This is a genomic window from Erwinia sp. LJJL01 (assembly GCF_047300805.2).
Taxonomy (GTDB): Bacteria; Pseudomonadota; Gammaproteobacteria; order Enterobacterales; family Enterobacteriaceae; genus Erwinia; species Erwinia aphidicola.
This window is the reverse complement of the sequence record NZ_CP178576.1, coordinates 3,871,579-3,887,109: the sequence shown is the minus strand read 5'-3', so window position 1 is coordinate 3,887,109 and position 15,531 is coordinate 3,871,579. Positions and strand designations below refer to the sequence as shown.

The following is a 15,531-nucleotide window of genomic DNA, read 5'->3' as shown; positions in this document are numbered from 1 at the left end:
GCCAGGGGAATAATTAGCGATAATAGATAGGATATTTCCAGAAACATCCAAATATATTGATAATGAAGTTAAGATGATGACGCCAATTCAAGCGACGCGATAAAAGGCAAGAATGAAAAAAATAGTGTGGCTATTTCTGACACTGGCCTGCATCTGCTGCCAGACCCTCGCCGGGCAGCAAACGGTCACTTTACTCAGCCGTGCCAGCTCGCAGGATTCCAGCTATCACCCGCTTTGGGATGAGAGTGACGCACGATGGCTGAAAGCGAAGCAGCATCTGCGACTGGGTATCACCCCGGAGGACTCTGCGCCGTATGGGCAGGTCAACAATCGTAATGAGTATGAAGGGATCACTGCCGACTTCACCTCGCTAATCGCCAGTGCGCTCGGGTTGCAGGTTGATGTGCATTGGTACCCCACTCAGCAAAGCGCGGTGGCGGCGCTGAAACAGGGCGAAATAGATATTCTCGGCACCTTTCGTTCCACCCAGCTTCAGTCGGGCATTCATCTGAGTGAACCCTACGCCATTGAGCAGCCAGTGCTGGCAACGAACAGTGACTCTGAAAAAAATTTCAGCGCCGATCTCGCCGGGCTGACCATCGCCGTGCCGCGCAATATCATGCCGGCTGAGAGGGTGCAGCGTTACTATCCGCAGGCAAAGATCCGGCTTTTCAACGACGGCCATGCCGCGATTAACGCCACCGCTTTTGGCGATGCCGACGTGTTCCTCGGTAACGCATGGCCCATCTCACGCAACTACCTTAATAACCTGCATATCATAAAGTATGCAGGCGTACCGTCGATTCCGCTCACCTACGCCCTGGCCGATAATGCCACACATCTGACCAGCTTGATCAACCGGGTCATCAATGAGCTGCCGGCGGACGTGCGCCTGCGCGTCAGCGATCGCTGGCTAAGCAGTGACAGCGCATCACACGATAACTCCGCCCACATCAATCTCAATGCGGCAGAGAAGCGGTGGATAGCGCAAAACCCACAGGTCAGGGTGGTCGAGTTTGCCAACTACTCGCCGATCGCCTTCGTGGGTGAAGACGGAAAAATGCGCGGTATCGCGCCGGATGTGCTGGCGAGCATCTCTTCACTCACTGGCCTGAGCTTCCACTATATGCCCACCGCCTCCCTGACGGCTTCGCTCCAGAAGGTCGCCAGCGGCGAAGGCGATATGATCGCCGCGCTGACTATTAGTGAGGAGCGGCGCAAAGATTTGCTGTTTACTCGCCCCTATCTGAGTAATGCTTTTGTGCTGATTGGCGCTCAGCAGCGAAAGGACATTCGCTCGATAGCTGACCTGCCGGGGAAGCGGCTGGCGGCGGTTCGCGGGACTCGCCTTGCGGAATCGCTGGCACAGCAATATCCGTCCATCCGCGTGGTGTATGCCGGTAGCGCTGAACAGGTGCTGCGCCTGGTCGCCGATGGCCAGGCCGACGCCGCCATCAATACGCTGGCTAACAGCGAATATCAGATCTATTTCAACTATCGCAACGTTCTGCGCATCATCAATGTTATCCCGCAGAGCCCGGCTTATATTTCCTTCGCGATATCCAGGGATAATCCAATGCTGCAAAGCATTATTGATAAGGCCCTGTTGTCGATTGCCCCTGACGAGCTGGACGCCATAGCTAACCGCTGGCGGCCGTCTAATATGGTGGTCGGCAATAGCTTCTGGCTGAAAAATAGAAATGTCATTCTGACGGCCGCGGGCTTCTCACTGTTGATGATGGTGATACTGGTCGCCTGGATAGTGAACAGTCAGCGCCTGCTGCGCCGCACACAAAAGGCGCAACGCGCGCTGGGCGACCAGTATCAGCTGATGACCGATATGCTCGATGGTACCCCATTCCCTATCTACATTCGCAATCTCGACGGGCGTCTGACCACCTGTAACGCCGCCTACCTGCGCGAAACAGAAGCCCGCCGGGAAGAGATCATCGGCACCCTGATCTATGATGAGAAGCTGGCGCGTGATACCGATCAGGCTGACGAATTCGCCCAGGCCTATCAGCGAGTAATGGCGTCCGATCGGCCCGAATTCCAGGACTTTGACCTGTGGTTGAAGCATGAAAATCGCGTGCTACACGTGTTCCACTGGACTCTGCCCTATCATGACACACACGGAAATATCAGCGGCGTGATTGGCGGCTGGCAGGATATCAGCGAACGCAAACGACTGATGCACCATCTGCAGGATGCCAGGGAACAGGCCGAAAGTGCCAACCGCGCGAAAAGTACCTTCCTCTCTACCATGAGCCACGAGATCCGCACGCCGCTCAATGCCATCAGCGGCATGCTGGAGGTTGCGCTGCGCAGCGCCGATCGGAATATCATTGACCGCACTGCGCTGGAAACTGCGCAGAGCGCCTCCGCCACCCTGAGCGCGCTGATCGGCGATATTCTCGACATTGCCTACATTGAGTCGGGCAGTATCAAGCTGGTTGCGCAGCCCGCTTCAGTTGCCGCCCTTAGCGCCTCGGTGATCACCATGCTGCAAGGTATGGCGAGGCAAAAAGGCCTCCAGCTGCACTGGCAGCCGGAGCAGCTGGCGACACCGCAGGTGCTGATTGATCCGCTACGTTATAAGCAAATGGTTATTAACGTGCTGGGTAACGCGATTAAATTTACCGATCGTGGTGGTATCGTCGTTACGCTGCAGGAGGAGTACGACGACATCGCGCAGAGGGTAGAGAGTACCCTGACCATTCTTGATACCGGGATTGGCATGGATACCGCAACCTGTGAAAGGATCTTCCAGCCATTCACCCAGGCCGACCATCAGCGGCCTGGCACCGGGCTGGGTTTGTCGATCAGTAAAACCCTGAGTGAAATAATGGGCGGTACGTTAACGATCAACAGCACACCCGGTGAAGGGACCGAGGTGTTTATCCGCCTTTCACTTCCCGTGGCTGCAGAGCTGCCCAGCGACGACAGCGCGCAATCGGCACCGGCGGGCAGCTTAACCACGCCGCTATCGATACTGATTGTTGATGATTACCCCGCCAACCTGCTGCTGCTGGAGAAGCAGCTTTCGCTGCTTGGACATCGCGTTGTCGGGGCCAGTAACGGCGCGCAGGCCATGTCACGCTGGCAGGAGGCACCTTTCGATGTGGTGATCACCGACTGTAATATGCCGCTGATGTCGGGCTACCAGCTGGCGCAGGCGATCCGCGCGGCGGAACAGACGCAGGGGCGGCAAACCTGCTACCTGCTCGGCTATACCTCCAACGCCACCCCGGATGAGTTAGCCCGCTGCCAGCAGGCTGGCATGGACAGCTGCCTGTTTAAACCCTGTAATCTGGCCAACCTGCAACAGGCGCTGGCAGCCTGTCAGCCGGGCCAGGGCCATCCGTCCGCGCCGGCTCTCAGCCTTGATCACATTATCCAGGGCGATACCGCGCTGCGCGATGGCCTGATTGATAAACTGCTTATCAGCAACCGCGACGATCGCGCCGCGCTGCTGCGGCTCAGCCCGCTGAATGATCGCCAGGCCATTGCCGACCTCTGCCACAGGATTAAAGGCGGCGCTAATCTGGTTTATGCCCACAAGCTCGCTACAGCCTGTGAAAATCTGGAAAGCATGGCTCGCCAGCCACAGCTACAACCGCATGAACTGATAACCGCAATTGAGGCACTCAGCGCTGAGATGGCCCTATTTGCCGGGGAGCTTACGTCCCTGCAACGCCAGGCAGGCGGGGATTAATCGACGAGGTGATTACGCTGAGCAAGGCCAATCAGGTCAACCAGAGTGCTGGCTTCCAGCTTGAGCAGCAGTCGGGTTTTGTAGGTGCTGATGGTTTTATTACTCAGCGTCAGTGCTTCAGCAATCTGGATATTGCTGTAACCCTTTGCCAGATAGATCAGCACCATCATTTCACGCTCCGACAGCGAGGCCAGTCTGGCCGCTTCATCATAAACGCCTTCCTGCGTTGGCAGCGCCAGCGGTGCAGACTCGGCAGGAAAGAAGGTATAACCGGAACGGATCGCGCGGATAGCCACCAGCAGGTTTTCAAAATCTCCCCCCTTGCTGATATAACCTGATGCTCCCGCCTGCCGACAGCGGCGGGCAAACGAGTCAGCGTTCTGCGAGGTGAAAATCAGTACCTTCGCGCGCAACCCCATGGTTCTGATGCGCTGGACCACTTCCAGGCCGTTAATCACCGGGATAGCGATATCCAGGATAATCAGGTCTGGATCCAGCGTTTTCGCCAGCTTTACCGCCTCAGCACCGTCCCCGGTCTTACCCGCAACCTGTATATTGTCGCGCTGCAGGAAAATCTCCAGGGCATGGAGAATAACCGGATGATCGTCAACGAGCAGCGCCCGGTATTGCATGGTATTTTGCATAGTTGTGTCATTCATTGCCTGATGTCATCCTTTGAATATAGACCGACCTCATTAATTAAAACGAAAAAAACACGGGCCGTTGCCGACCCGTGCTGGATTATTTTCCGTGCTATCAGAAGTTGTATTTTACGCCCAGCGTTGCGCTGGTGTCGCTGAAGTGGTTGCTGCCGGCTTGCTGGCCGATGCTACCCCACAGGTTAAGCTTGTTATTCAGCGCGCTGTTGACGCCAACACGCACTTCCGCCACGTTTTTGCCCGCCGCGCTGCTTACCGCGACATCGTCCATCGTACTGCCGACAGTTTTGCTGTTGTTGAGCCAGTTGGCCTCAATAAACGGACTGAATGTGGCCTGGTCCTTCTGCGCGGCGCTCTCCAGCGAGAAGCGTACGCCAAGACGCGATTGCAGATTGCCTGCCCCCTGGCTACTGACCCGGGTGCCGTTGGACTCCGTTACCTCATCTGCCTTGATGTTCATGCTGGTCAGCTGCGCATTAGGCTCAATGAAATAGCTGTTTTTGAAACGGTCTGCACCCAGCTTCCAGCGATAGCCGCCCTCAATCGAAGCGGTGATCCCTCGCGACTTATAGTGCTCGGCATCCAGCTGCTCGCCGCTCACTGAGTTATCAAACCAGCTGTACTGCATCCAGCTGTCAACATAGGCGCCGGTACGGGTTTCTGGCTGCTGGTACCAGGTGCCGTAAAGGCCCAGGCTGTAGCCGTTAATATGACCTTCAGAACGATAACCCGTCACCGATGAGTCACTTTTGCTGCGCGCGTTACCGTAACCGGCCATCGCACCAAGGTGCAGACTATCGGTACCGGTGAAGCTTCCCTGGGCCAGATCGCCCCCCAGCTGCATAACGTAGCGATTGCTCTCGGTGTTTAACTGCCCACTGTTGTCACGCGATTGCTGATGAGCACCGACGCTTCGCAGCCACATGCTGGTGGCTTTCTTCTCGCCGGTCAGCGCATCAACGTACAGCGTTTCACCGCCGCGATCCTGCAGGCGCAGGTTAAACATCGAATTCGCCGCACGCATGTTGGCCATATAGCTGCCCGCTTCTGGCCGCAGGATCATTTCATGCTGTGGCTCAGGCTGTGGCTGTGGTTCAGGCTGTGGCTGCCCGGTATCCCCCGGATCGGTGACATCGTCTGGCGGCGTGATCGTGCTGTCATCGGGTGGAATAGAGTCAGTCGGCGGTATTTCACTGCTCAGATACCAGTTACCGCTGTTGCTACCCTTGCCGCGCAGCAGATTATAGTCATAAGCACCGGCGACAATACGCCCCTGCTGGCGGAACTCGCCTGCCGAGAGACCATTGACCTCGATAAGCTCAATGCCGTTCAGGGTTTGCGCACCGTTACCACCCGCCTTATTAACTACAACGTTAGTCGTGCCGCTGGTATTGCCATTGACCACCAGGCGGTCGTGCGCCGAGCTATCGTCATCCAGCACGCTGTTAAAGACCAGCGTACCATTGCTGCCGCTGTAATTACCGTCCACGGTCAGGGTTTTAAAGCTGCTGTCCGGGGCAAAAGCGAGGGTACTGTCGTTCAGATTCAGTGCACCGACGTTAGAGTCACCGGTCATATTCCAGCGGCTGCCGCCGTTAAGCTGCAGGCGCTGCAATCCCGCAGAGGCACCGGACCAGACCGAAGCCGTATCGAGATTAACCGCACTGTCAACTGTATAGGCGCGGTCAATGCTGACGTCACCCAATAACTGTGAACCGTTGCTGGCGTTAATGGTGGCATTCTGCGCCTGCAGGTTGCCAGTGTTCGCCTGCCCCCCCTGCAACAGTACCTTGCTGAGAATGGCAGAGTTATCGAGGTTTAGCGCCAGGTCTGCACCTGCGGTGACGTTAACCCCAATATTGTCGGTGATCATCTGGGTATTTTTCAGCGCGACCGTCTGGCCGCTACCCTCGACAGCGTTAATCGCTTGGGCGGCAGCTCCATTAATAATAAACCGTGAGTCCTCGACGTTGACGGTTACATTACCTGCACCATCATGTACCCGTATCCCTGATGCTTCCATCGCAGAGTGCGTAGTGACGACGGCGTCAATATTCTTAGCATTCAGAATACCACCGCTGCGCGCCAGCAGTACGTTACCGCCGTTGTCGCTGGATACGCTCACACTGTCCAGATTCACCAGGCTTCCCTGGTTGGCATACACGGCATCAGAGATGACGACTCCATCACCTTCGAGTTTAATGTCGCTGTTGGTGACGTTGACATTACTGTTGTCCGCAGCCCAGATCGCAACGGATTGTTTACCCGGTTTGCTGATGAGTGTCAGATTGTTACCGTTAAAGGTTGCATCTTCGACCCAGAACCCCAGCTGTGACATTTTCATATTCACTGAATCGGCCGTCACCTGCGCCCCACTATCAACGATGAAGGAGCTGTAGGTAATCCCATCGATATTGATATTCTTTATATCCATACGCGCATTCTGTTGAACACGCACCGGATTACCCATCGTCTGAATATTGCCACCATCAAGATTAACCTGCGTGTTTGCTCCAATGGCATACACCCCGTGTGATCCAATACCGTTAGTAGTGATATCAATATTATTGCCGTTTACCACCCCGCCATCAGCAAATATGCCGTAGCTGTTTGCGTTACTGGTGCTGATAGTGACGTTGTTGAGGGTAATATCACTGCTGCCGGAGCCATATACGCCATGGCCATTATCAGAGATGGTTTTAACCGCGAGGCCATCAATATCAACGCGTGAGTCAATGGCTCGTAAACCGATGCCACTGCTGTTTAAGGTAACGTTGCTACCGTTCACTACGCTGTTCTCTTTCACCTGCAGTGCCGTTGAGCCGCTGTTCAGCGTTGCCAGCTGCGAATCAGAAATATTTAAGGTCGAGCCCCCCTGGATCACAGCAGCAATAGTGTCATTCATCAGAGTTGCAGCATCGCTGTTCAGCAGGGTGAGCACCGCGCCGTTCTGGACATTAATCGCGGAGGCGTCATTGCCGGAAGCGCTGATATAGCTGTCATCAGCAGTTGCATTACCCTTCTCTCCTTGTACCGTCAAGGCATCCTGACCGGAGCCGAGGCTGGTAATTTTCTCATTGATAAACGTCGCGGTGGTATCATCTACCAGCGCCGGTGCTGCATTTGCAGGAGGTGCCAGCGTAATAGCCATGACTGAAAGCAAAGCCGCTGTGGTCACAACCATCCCGGTCATGGAGTTGGTGTTTTTTCCTTTACCCTTGGCTAATTCAGAGGTCACGACAAAACACTGCTGAACGTTATTCCAGACGATACGATAAATTTTATTCATTTACTGTCACTCAACACAGAGAAAAAAGGGTCTCTCCTTATTCACTAAGAAGAGCGGGATATTTCCTGTGGAGAACAATACGCAGGCGGGCCGATCGACAATGCCGGACGCATCCGGTCGTGATGTAGGAAATTTCCTATCGTCCGGGATAAGTGAGCAAGTGTTACCCTGAGCCGCGTTAAACAACGCTTTACGGGTTCAGTGCGTGGCTGCCCAGATGCCTGGCAGAAGTGCTGTCGCCAGTTCTGCAACAGGATGTCAGAGACCTGAATATTCGATAGCAATCGAATATTCGCTGAAAATACGACTTTCCTTTACCCAACTTTTAATAAAAACAGCTAACAATAGTTTCTTTATTTACGAAAGATCGGATAACTCTAATTACCCTCTACCCATTAGCTTTACTCACCTCAAACACACTACACTTGGACCTGACCGTTACGGCAGAATCGGAGGTAGCCATGCTCAACATGATGATCAAGCGCAAGCGCGCCCGCTCGCACACCGAGGACCGCTGTCTGGCGCTGGTGCTGGCCACCAGCGCCGGGCTGCTCAACGCCATGGCGCTGGGTGCCTTTGGCTTTTTCCCGTCGCACATGAGCGGTAATACGTCACAGCTGTCGGCAGAAGTATCCAGTTTTAATGTGAAAGACCTGATACTTCTGATATCGGTGATTGGCGCGTTCGTGCTCGGCTGTATTACCTGTCGGCTGATTGTTATTGGCGGAATTAAACACAACATCCGCACTATCTTCAGCATGGTGCTGCTGATAGAAGGGGCACTATTAATTGCCATCGCCTCCTTTGAGATGCTGTTTTACTCCCCGTTTAATAACCGGGAGGTGATCGTGCTGCTCGGCTTCCTGATGGGCATTCACAACGCCAACTCCACCCAGCTCTCTAACGGTCGTGTGCGATCCACGCATATCACCGGCACGCTAACCGATGCCGGGATTGCGCTGGGTTCGGTGATTGCCACGCTGGCGCGCCGCGACGTTTCCAAACAGGTGACGACTCAGCGCAAGCAGTTCCTCACCCACCTGATCACCATCGTCTCCTTCCTCACCGGAGGGATTGCCGGGCTGCTGCTGTTTAAGCTGTTCGGCTTTAGCGCGATGATGGCGGTCGGCGCGGGCCTGATGCTGGTGGCGCTGGGCTCGATTCTCATCACGCTGTGGCTGACCCGCCGCGTAAGCCTGGCCTGAGACGCACGGGATAAAGCGTAGTAACGCGGCCCTTCAGCGCCAGCTTAACCGCTGCTGAAACAGACGCGCATCGCCATGCGGTGATGCGCGCGTCAACCTGCCGCTTACTCCAGCCCGGTATTCACGCGTTTGCCAATATCCTTCAGCTGAGAATATTTCTCCAGCAGCTGCGGGCCATCGTCGAGGCTCATGGCGAACATCCACATATAGGTCATCACCGAGTAGATGTGGCCCGCATCCGCCCCGCCCTTCAGCGTCATATACAGAATGGTCAGTGCAAACAGCAGCGCTGCGGCGCTACCAATTGCCAGATAGCCCCAGGCTTCGCGGTCCGACAGGCGGATGCGCAGCCCGGCCAGCACGCGGTAATGGCGCGTCAGCGCAGGCGTTTCGGCGTGGGTGACAAAGCGCACCTCTTTCTCCAGCCGGTCATTGAGGCGGCCAAACAGCCGCTCATTTTTGCGCGTGTAGCCGCGCAGAAACAGGCTGAAAAACGCCAGAATCACCAGACAGGCAATGCCGGTCCAGAACTCAATCGCCAGCAGCATCACCGCCGCGCCGGTAATCGACGCCACCGAGGTGATCAGCACCGGCAGGTGTTGCTCGAAGAAGTCGACAAACTCGCGCGACAGCGCCACGCGCGCGGCCACGGTCGACGGCGGATGGTTTTGCTGGCGCTGGGTGAGGATCACCGGCACCGCCAGCCCGGCATAGATGCGGGCAAAGGTGCGCGTATCCACGCTGCGGCGTGCGGCACCAATCGCCCACATGGTAAACACCATCGCCGCATACAGCACCGCATGCAGCGCCTGGCCGCTGAGAATGGCGTTAATGGCAAATCCGGCCGCCAGCGGATAGAGCAGATAGGTGACGTTTTCGGCAATCACCAGCAGCAGCGTGAGGATCAATTTTTTGCTGTGGCGGCGGCCAAGCAGTTTCAGCGTGGCGATCGCGCTGGCGGAAGTCGGTACGATTTCCGCAGTGGTACAGGTTTTCATCGGATTATTTTCTGGTAGGATTAGGCTTGAGCGGTTGCTCAAAAACCAGATGCAGTCTATTTGAGCAGTTGCTCAAAGTCAACGTGGAGCCGTGGGAAGCAACAATGAAAGAGACCGCTGAAGTATTACGCGCCCGTATTCTTGATGGCGCAATTACGCTGTTTAGCGAAAAAGGCATTGAGCGCGTGACCACCCGCGAGCTGACCGAACAGCTCGGCATCTCGCGCAGCCACATCTATCACTACTTCCGCGACTGGGAAACATTGTGCAAAGAGGCGATGACGCTATTTATGCAGCGCGACCGCGTAGAGTTTGCTGATGAGATTGGCGCGCTCGAAGCGCGCTCACAGCTCAGCGCGTTTGTGCAAAACTACCTGCCCGCCGCACCGGACGCCAGCTGGTCGCTGTACAGCTCGCTTTGGCAGCTGGCGATCCGCGATGAGGAGTGGGCGCAGCTGGCGGAGGCGATGATGGCGCAGTGGCAGGCGCTGCTGGCTGACATTATCGACCGCGGTATCACGGCCGGTCACTTTCGCCATCGTGATGCGCAGCGGGTGACGCGCCAGCTGTGGGCGATGCTCAACGGCTATGCCGACCAGCTGATTATCTCCCCTTCCCCCGCTGCACAGCAGGCTGCAACGGTAGATATCAACGCGTTTATCACCGTTATCCTGGTCGCGCCCCCCAAACCCGTCGGCAAAGGGGCTTAGCCGAACTGCTGTTGATGTTTTTTGCGCCGCGCCAGGTAGTCTTTATCCTGGCGAATGCTGTCCCAGTGGGCTTTAAAAATGGCGGCGGCGGCGGCCTTCTCTTCATTCAGCTGATACGGCAATATCTCGCCCTGCGCATCATATTTACGCCCGCCTTTATGGTTGGCGTAGCGCCTGGCGCGCGTATAGCCCATCTGAATAAACTTGCGTGCCATATCCATGCCGACGAAGTCATCGCTGCGGCGATACGCTTCAAACAGCGCCATGATGGCGTTAGCAGAGATCTCCGCCACTTCGGGCGTTTTAAAACGCCAGTGCGGCAGGATCTCACTTTTATACGGCTCAACCATCAGCACGCCCTGCTCGCCGCGCCCGACCTGATACTGCTCCGGATGTTTCCTGAAATCGATCTGGCTAAAGTCGCGCTGGTAATCAAATTCCTTCATGGCTTCTCCTGATAATGAATGGCGTCCGTCAGCAGAGAGCATAGCCGCTGGCGGATACCCCTGCCATTGAGCGGCAATTGCCGCTATGATTTTGATAAATTTTACTGAACCCAAGAATCATGGATAAGAATCTTAACCGACTGCTTGCACTGCTCAGCCTGCTGCCTGTCGCGCTGTTTGTCTGTACCCTCCCCGACCTGACCCGTGGTGAAGCGCTGTTCAATGCCCCCAACCGCTGGCTGATTGTCGGCTGCCTGCTGCTCAGCATTGCCGCCACGATCTTCGCTGCCACGGTCACCAAACGCCGCCCCGCTATGCTGGTGCAGGCTTTCATTATTTTCCAGGGCACTATTTATGCAGTGGAGGCGCTGGCACTCAGCTCCGGCATACATCACGGCCCGGTGCCGACCATGCCGTTTTATGTACAGGGCTGCTACAGCCTTGCGCTGGCGCTGATGAATGGCTTCATTCATCCGGCGAATCGCCCGACCGCCAGGCCCCCGCGCAGCGGCTCAACCCGCACGGTGCAGATTGACCCGGTGACCGGCGCCACGCTGCTCGTCACCAGCGAGACAACTTACAGCGACAGCAACGACGATCGCCACAGGCATCATCATCACCATCACCATCACCATCACAGCGGTGCAGACAGCCATCACAGCCACAGCGGGCACAGCGACAGTGGCAGCAGCGGCGATAGCGGCGGCGGAGACAGTGGGGGTGATAGCGGCGGGAGTAGTGATTAGCCTTTACAGGACAAACGGCCATAACAAACTAAATTCCCCGCCTCTTCAGAGGCTTTCCAGAACCTGCGCGAAAGACGCTTGATCGATGGCGGCATTCAGTAATACTGTATATAAACACAGTAACATTGAGATTCAGACTATGCCGTTCATCCGCCCAGCCATCATCACCCCGGCTCTGCCGCTCCCGCTGTTTATCGAACGGGTGCCGTGCGGCTTTCCCAGCCCGGCGCAGGACTATGTTGAGGAGACGCTCGACCTCAACAAGCTGGCGATTAAACATCCGAGCGCCACCTACTTTATTAAGGTCAGCGGTGATTCGATGATTGGTGCGGGGATTGGCGATGGCGACCTGCTGATCGTTGACCGCTCGCTCGATGCCGTGCACGGCAACATCGTGGTGGCCGCCGTGGCGGGCGAGTTCACGGTGAAAGAGCTGCGCACCCGCCCCGTTTTGCAGCTGTTCGCCCACAACAGCCAGTACGCGCCGATCACCTTCCATAACGAGGAAGAGCTGGAAATCTTCGGCGTGGTGACCTTTACCCTGAAAGCGCATCAGTAGCCATGTTCGCCCTCGTTGACGTCAACAGCTTCTACACCTCGTGCGAGACGGTGTTTCGCCCGGATCTGCGCGGGCAGCCGGTGGTGGTGGTGTCGAATAACGACGGCTGCGTGATCTCGCGCTCGGCCGAGGCCAAAATGCTGGGGATCAAGATGGGCGCGCCCTACTTCAAGCTGAAAAACGAGCTGCACCGCCAGAAGGTGCACGTCTTTAGCTCCAACTACGCGCTGTATGCCGACCTCAGCAGTCGGGTAATGAATACCCTGACGGAGATCGGCCCGGCCATTGAGATCTACTCCATCGATGAGGCCTTTGTCGACGTCAGCGGCGTGAATAACTGTATGCCGCTGGACACCTTCGGCCACCAGATGCGCAACCAGGTGCTGAAAAACACCGGGCTGACCGTTGGCGTGGGGATCGGGCCGACCAAAACGCTGGCGAAACTCGCCAATCATGCGGCGAAAACGTGGAAAAAGACCGGCGGCGTGGTCGATCTGTCGAACGTCGACCGTCAGCGTAAGCTGCTGGCGCTGGTGCCGGTAGAGGAAGTGTGGGGCGTGGGGCGGCGCATCAGCAAAAAGCTTAATCTGATGGGTATTGAGAGCGCGCTGCAGCTGGCCGACTGCTCCAGCTGGGTGGTGCGCAAGCACTTCAACGTGGTGCTGGAGCGCACCGCCCGCGAGCTGCGCGGCGAACCGTGCCTCGGCATGGAGGAGTTCTCCCCCACCAAGCAGCAGATTATCTGCAGCCGCTCGTTCGGCCACCGCATCACCGCCTATGAAGAGATGCACCAGGCCGTCTGCGCCTATGCCGAACGCGCCGCCGAAAAGCTGCGCCAGGAAAAGCAGTTCTGCCGCTTTATCAGCGTCTTTCTGCGCACCAGCCCGCACGCGCAGGATGAGGTGTTTTACGGTAACCAGGCCGCCAGCAAGCTGCTGACGCCGTCGAACGACACGCGCGATATTATTCAGGCCGCCACCGACGCGCTGGACCGCATCTGGCGCGACGGCCACCGCTATATGAAGGCGGGCGTGATGCTGGCGGATTTTTTCAGCAGCGGCGTGGCGCAGCTGAACCTGTTTGACGACTGTCAGCCCAGGCCTGACAGCGCGGCACTGATGGCGGCGATCGACACGCTGAACCGCTCGGGGAAAGGCAAAGTGTGGTTTGCCGGCCAGGGGATTGAGAAAGCCTGGGCGATGAAGCGCGAGATGCTGTCGCCCGCGTATACCACGCGCTACGCCGATTTTCCGGTGGCGAAATAGGCGGATTCAGGGTGCAGGTTGCCGGGTGTAAGTTGCAGTGGAAAAATTCAGATATCCCCCCTATTGTCATCTCTCACCTTATTGCGTGTTCTTGCTTCACCCGGGGTTATGTATGAAATTACGTTCACTGCAAGTGCTCTGTTTGCTCAACTTTTTTATTGCCGACGTTCGCGACGGGCTGGGGCCATTCCTCGGGATATTTCTGGTCTCTCACCACTGGCAGGCGGATGATATTGGCCTGGTGATGACCGCCGGTAGCCTGGCGGGATTGCTGGCCACCTTCCCCTCTGGGATGATCGTCGACGCCACGCGTCACAAGCGCCTGTTACTTATCGTCTCGTCCCTGCTCATCACCCTGAGCACGCTGGCGCTCTGGTATTTTCCGACGCCCACCATCGTGATTGCATCGCAGATCGTCACCGGCTTAGCGGCCGCTATCGTCGCACCCGCGATTGCCGGTATCACCCTGGGGATCGGCGGCCAGCAGGCTTTCGTGCATCAAATGGGGCGCAATGAAGCCTTCAACCATGCTGGCAATATGACGATAGCCATCGTGGCCGCGTTCACCTGCTGGATTTGGGGCACCGGGTCCGTTTTCTTACTGATGACGGCGATGGCGGTATGCACCCTGATTTGTACCTCGGCCATCAACAAAGATGATATCGACCATAATGTGGCAAGGGGGAGTAACCAACAGGCAGGTGCGGCCGTTTCTCCCTCTTTGTTAGCATTGTTAAAACGGCCAGAATTGCTGGTTACAGGTTCCACGTTACTGCTCTTCCATCTGGCTAATGCGGCCCAGCTGCCGATGTTGAGCATGCAGATCGCCTCCTCTGGTGCTAAAGCGATGTTCACGCCAGGCACCTATGCCGCATTAACGGTGGCGATCTCGCAGGTGGTGATGATCCCCGCCGCACTGCTGACCGCGCGCTATGCCGCCCAGTGCGGTTACGCGCGACTCCTCCTGATTGCCCTCCTGGTGTTGCCAGTGCGCGCCGCGATTGCCGCCTTCTGGGGGAATGAGTGGGTGTTATTTCCCGTACAGGTGCTGGACGGTGTCGCTGCGGGAATTCTGGGGGTTGCCGTGCCCGGACTGATTGCCTGGTTGTTCAACGGCTCAGGGCATATTAACGCCGCGCTGGGTTTGGTGATGCTATTTCAGGGGCTGGGCGCCTCACTCAGCCCGGCACTGGCCGGCGCCATCGTCAGCCATTCAACGTGGAGCCATGCCTATATGACGCTGGGCGGAATAGCCCTCTGCGCGCTGTTACTCTGGCTGATTTTTAGCAAACGGGTCTTATAAACAGGTCTTCGGTCAAACGCTCAGCCAAGCGCTCAATGCGCTAACCCGCTGCGCCCGCCCCTGGTTATACTCCTTCTCTTAGCCATCCTCTTCAAAAGGAATCTAGTGTGATCAAATTCAGCGTACTTTACCCGCGTAAGCCCGATGCCCATTTCGACCACGACTATTACCGCGATGTACATCTGCCGCTGCTCAAAGCGCGCATGGGCGATAAGTGTGTCGCCTATGAAATTGATACGCCGCTGGACAGCAGCGCGCCGTTTATTGCCGCCTGCCATGTTTACTGCAACAGCATTGAAGAGTTCCAGCAGGTGATTGACGCGCATGGTGCGGAGTTTGTCGCGGATGTGAAAAACTTTACTAACGTCGAGTCGCAGAAGATGGTGTCTGAGGTATTGCGCGTCGGATAAAACCCCGTGGGCGCGGTACTTCCCACGCCCACAAACTTACGCTACGGCTCCTTGTCTATTTGCCCATGCTTCCCTTCTGTTACAGTCCAGCCGTGGAACGGATGGCTCATGTTCTCTTTGTCGTTGTACATAAATGAATGCCATTCCAGAATGCGTGACCTGAAACATTACCCCTGACGTAAATATTAAACGCTAAAGAATATTAAACTGAACACGCTAATCCCCA

At 56.5% G+C, this 15,531-nt stretch carries 12 protein-coding genes; 8 read left to right on the top strand and 4 right to left on the bottom strand.

The genetic code is table 11. From position 1 onward, the window contains the following. Positions 1-112 precede the first annotated feature (112 nt). On the top strand, positions 113-3,715 hold the full coding sequence (locus ACLI4M_RS19210) for a transporter substrate-binding domain-containing protein (protein WP_133623825.1): 3,603 nt from the start codon (positions 113-115) through the stop codon (positions 3,713-3,715). Here ACLI4M_RS19210 and ACLI4M_RS19205 read toward each other — a convergent pair. Continuing rightward, complete coding sequence (locus ACLI4M_RS19205) at positions 3,712-4,374, bottom strand: response regulator (protein ID WP_133623826.1); 663 nt, start codon at positions 4,372-4,374, stop codon at positions 3,712-3,714. The two genes, ACLI4M_RS19210 and ACLI4M_RS19205, sit on opposite strands and share 4 nt — an antisense overlap. A gap of 97 nt (positions 4,375-4,471) precedes the next feature. Further along, positions 4,472-7,663: an autotransporter outer membrane beta-barrel domain-containing protein gene (locus ACLI4M_RS19200; RefSeq protein ID WP_133623827.1), complete on the bottom strand. Its 3,192-nt coding sequence runs from the start codon at positions 7,661-7,663 to the stop codon at positions 4,472-4,474. Positions 7,664-8,124: 461 nt separating this feature from the next. Here ACLI4M_RS19200 and ACLI4M_RS19195 point away from each other — a divergent pair, with 461 nt between their 5' ends. After that, on the top strand, positions 8,125-8,868 hold the full coding sequence (locus tag ACLI4M_RS19195) for a YoaK family protein (RefSeq protein ID WP_133623828.1): 744 nt from the start codon (positions 8,125-8,127) through the stop codon (positions 8,866-8,868). A gap of 104 nt (positions 8,869-8,972) precedes the next feature. Here the strand turns inward: ACLI4M_RS19195 and ACLI4M_RS19190 are convergent, their stop codons facing one another. Next, on the bottom strand, positions 8,973-9,866 hold the full coding sequence (locus ACLI4M_RS19190; protein WP_048915786.1) for an ABC transporter six-transmembrane domain-containing protein: 894 nt from the start codon (positions 9,864-9,866) through the stop codon (positions 8,973-8,975). 104 nt (positions 9,867-9,970) lie between these two features. Here ACLI4M_RS19190 and ACLI4M_RS19185 point away from each other — a divergent pair, with 104 nt between their 5' ends. Beyond that, positions 9,971-10,576 (top strand): TetR/AcrR family transcriptional regulator, encoded by a 606-nt coding sequence (locus ACLI4M_RS19185; protein ID WP_133623829.1) that lies wholly within the window; start codon positions 9,971-9,973, stop codon positions 10,574-10,576. Here ACLI4M_RS19185 and ACLI4M_RS19180 read toward each other — a convergent pair. After that, positions 10,573-11,022: a DUF4385 domain-containing protein gene (locus tag ACLI4M_RS19180; protein ID WP_048915784.1), complete on the bottom strand. Its 450-nt coding sequence runs from the start codon at positions 11,020-11,022 to the stop codon at positions 10,573-10,575. The two genes, ACLI4M_RS19185 and ACLI4M_RS19180, sit on opposite strands and share 4 nt — an antisense overlap. Positions 11,023-11,141: 119 nt before the next feature. Between ACLI4M_RS19180 and ACLI4M_RS19175 the strand changes: the two genes are divergently transcribed. The 5 genes from ACLI4M_RS19175 (at position 11,142) to ACLI4M_RS19155 (ending at position 15,305) form a co-directional block, all read left to right on the top strand. After that, the gene (locus tag ACLI4M_RS19175) at positions 11,142-11,768 is read left to right on the top strand and encodes a hypothetical protein (RefSeq protein ID WP_133623830.1); all 627 of its coding nucleotides are present in this window, start codon (positions 11,142-11,144) and stop codon (positions 11,766-11,768) included. 139 nt (positions 11,769-11,907) lie between these two features. Then, entirely contained in the window at positions 11,908-12,327 is a 420-nt protein-coding gene (gene umuD / locus ACLI4M_RS19170) for a translesion error-prone DNA polymerase V autoproteolytic subunit (protein WP_133623831.1), read from the top strand. Between the two features lie 2 nt (positions 12,328-12,329). Next, the gene (gene umuC, locus ACLI4M_RS19165; RefSeq protein WP_133623832.1) at positions 12,330-13,592 is read left to right on the top strand and encodes a translesion error-prone DNA polymerase V subunit UmuC; all 1,263 of its coding nucleotides are present in this window, start codon (positions 12,330-12,332) and stop codon (positions 13,590-13,592) included. Between the two features lie 112 nt (positions 13,593-13,704). Then, positions 13,705-14,895, top strand: coding sequence for an MFS transporter (locus tag ACLI4M_RS19160; RefSeq protein ID WP_133623833.1), 1,191 nt, complete (start codon positions 13,705-13,707; stop codon positions 14,893-14,895). Positions 14,896-15,002: 107 nt separating this feature from the next. After that, positions 15,003-15,305, top strand: a complete 303-nt coding sequence (locus tag ACLI4M_RS19155) for an EthD family reductase (protein ID WP_133623834.1) — start codon at positions 15,003-15,005, stop codon at positions 15,303-15,305. Positions 15,306-15,531: the final 226 nt, after the last annotated feature.

Coding starts and splice junctions, on each gene's coding strand:
- ACLI4M_RS19190 (WP_048915786.1), bottom strand. CDS start 9,866: ATGAAAACCTGTACCACTGCGGAAATCGTACCGACTTCCGCCAGCGCG.
- umuC (WP_133623832.1), top strand. CDS start 12,330: ATGTTCGCCCTCGTTGACGTCAACAGCTTCTACACCTCGTGCGAGACG.
- ACLI4M_RS19200 (WP_133623827.1), bottom strand. CDS start 7,663: ATGAATAAAATTTATCGTATCGTCTGGAATAACGTTCAGCAGTGTTTT.
- umuD (WP_133623831.1), top strand. CDS start 11,908: ATGCCGTTCATCCGCCCAGCCATCATCACCCCGGCTCTGCCGCTCCCG.
- ACLI4M_RS19195 (WP_133623828.1), top strand. CDS start 8,125: ATGCTCAACATGATGATCAAGCGCAAGCGCGCCCGCTCGCACACCGAG.
- ACLI4M_RS19180 (WP_048915784.1), bottom strand. CDS start 11,022: ATGAAGGAATTTGATTACCAGCGCGACTTTAGCCAGATCGATTTCAGG.
- ACLI4M_RS19210 (WP_133623825.1), top strand. CDS start 113: ATGAAAAAAATAGTGTGGCTATTTCTGACACTGGCCTGCATCTGCTGC.
- ACLI4M_RS19185 (WP_133623829.1), top strand. CDS start 9,971: ATGAAAGAGACCGCTGAAGTATTACGCGCCCGTATTCTTGATGGCGCA.
- ACLI4M_RS19205 (WP_133623826.1), bottom strand. CDS start 4,374: ATGAATGACACAACTATGCAAAATACCATGCAATACCGGGCGCTGCTC.
- ACLI4M_RS19160 (WP_133623833.1), top strand. CDS start 13,705: ATGAAATTACGTTCACTGCAAGTGCTCTGTTTGCTCAACTTTTTTATT.
- ACLI4M_RS19175 (WP_133623830.1), top strand. CDS start 11,142: ATGGATAAGAATCTTAACCGACTGCTTGCACTGCTCAGCCTGCTGCCT.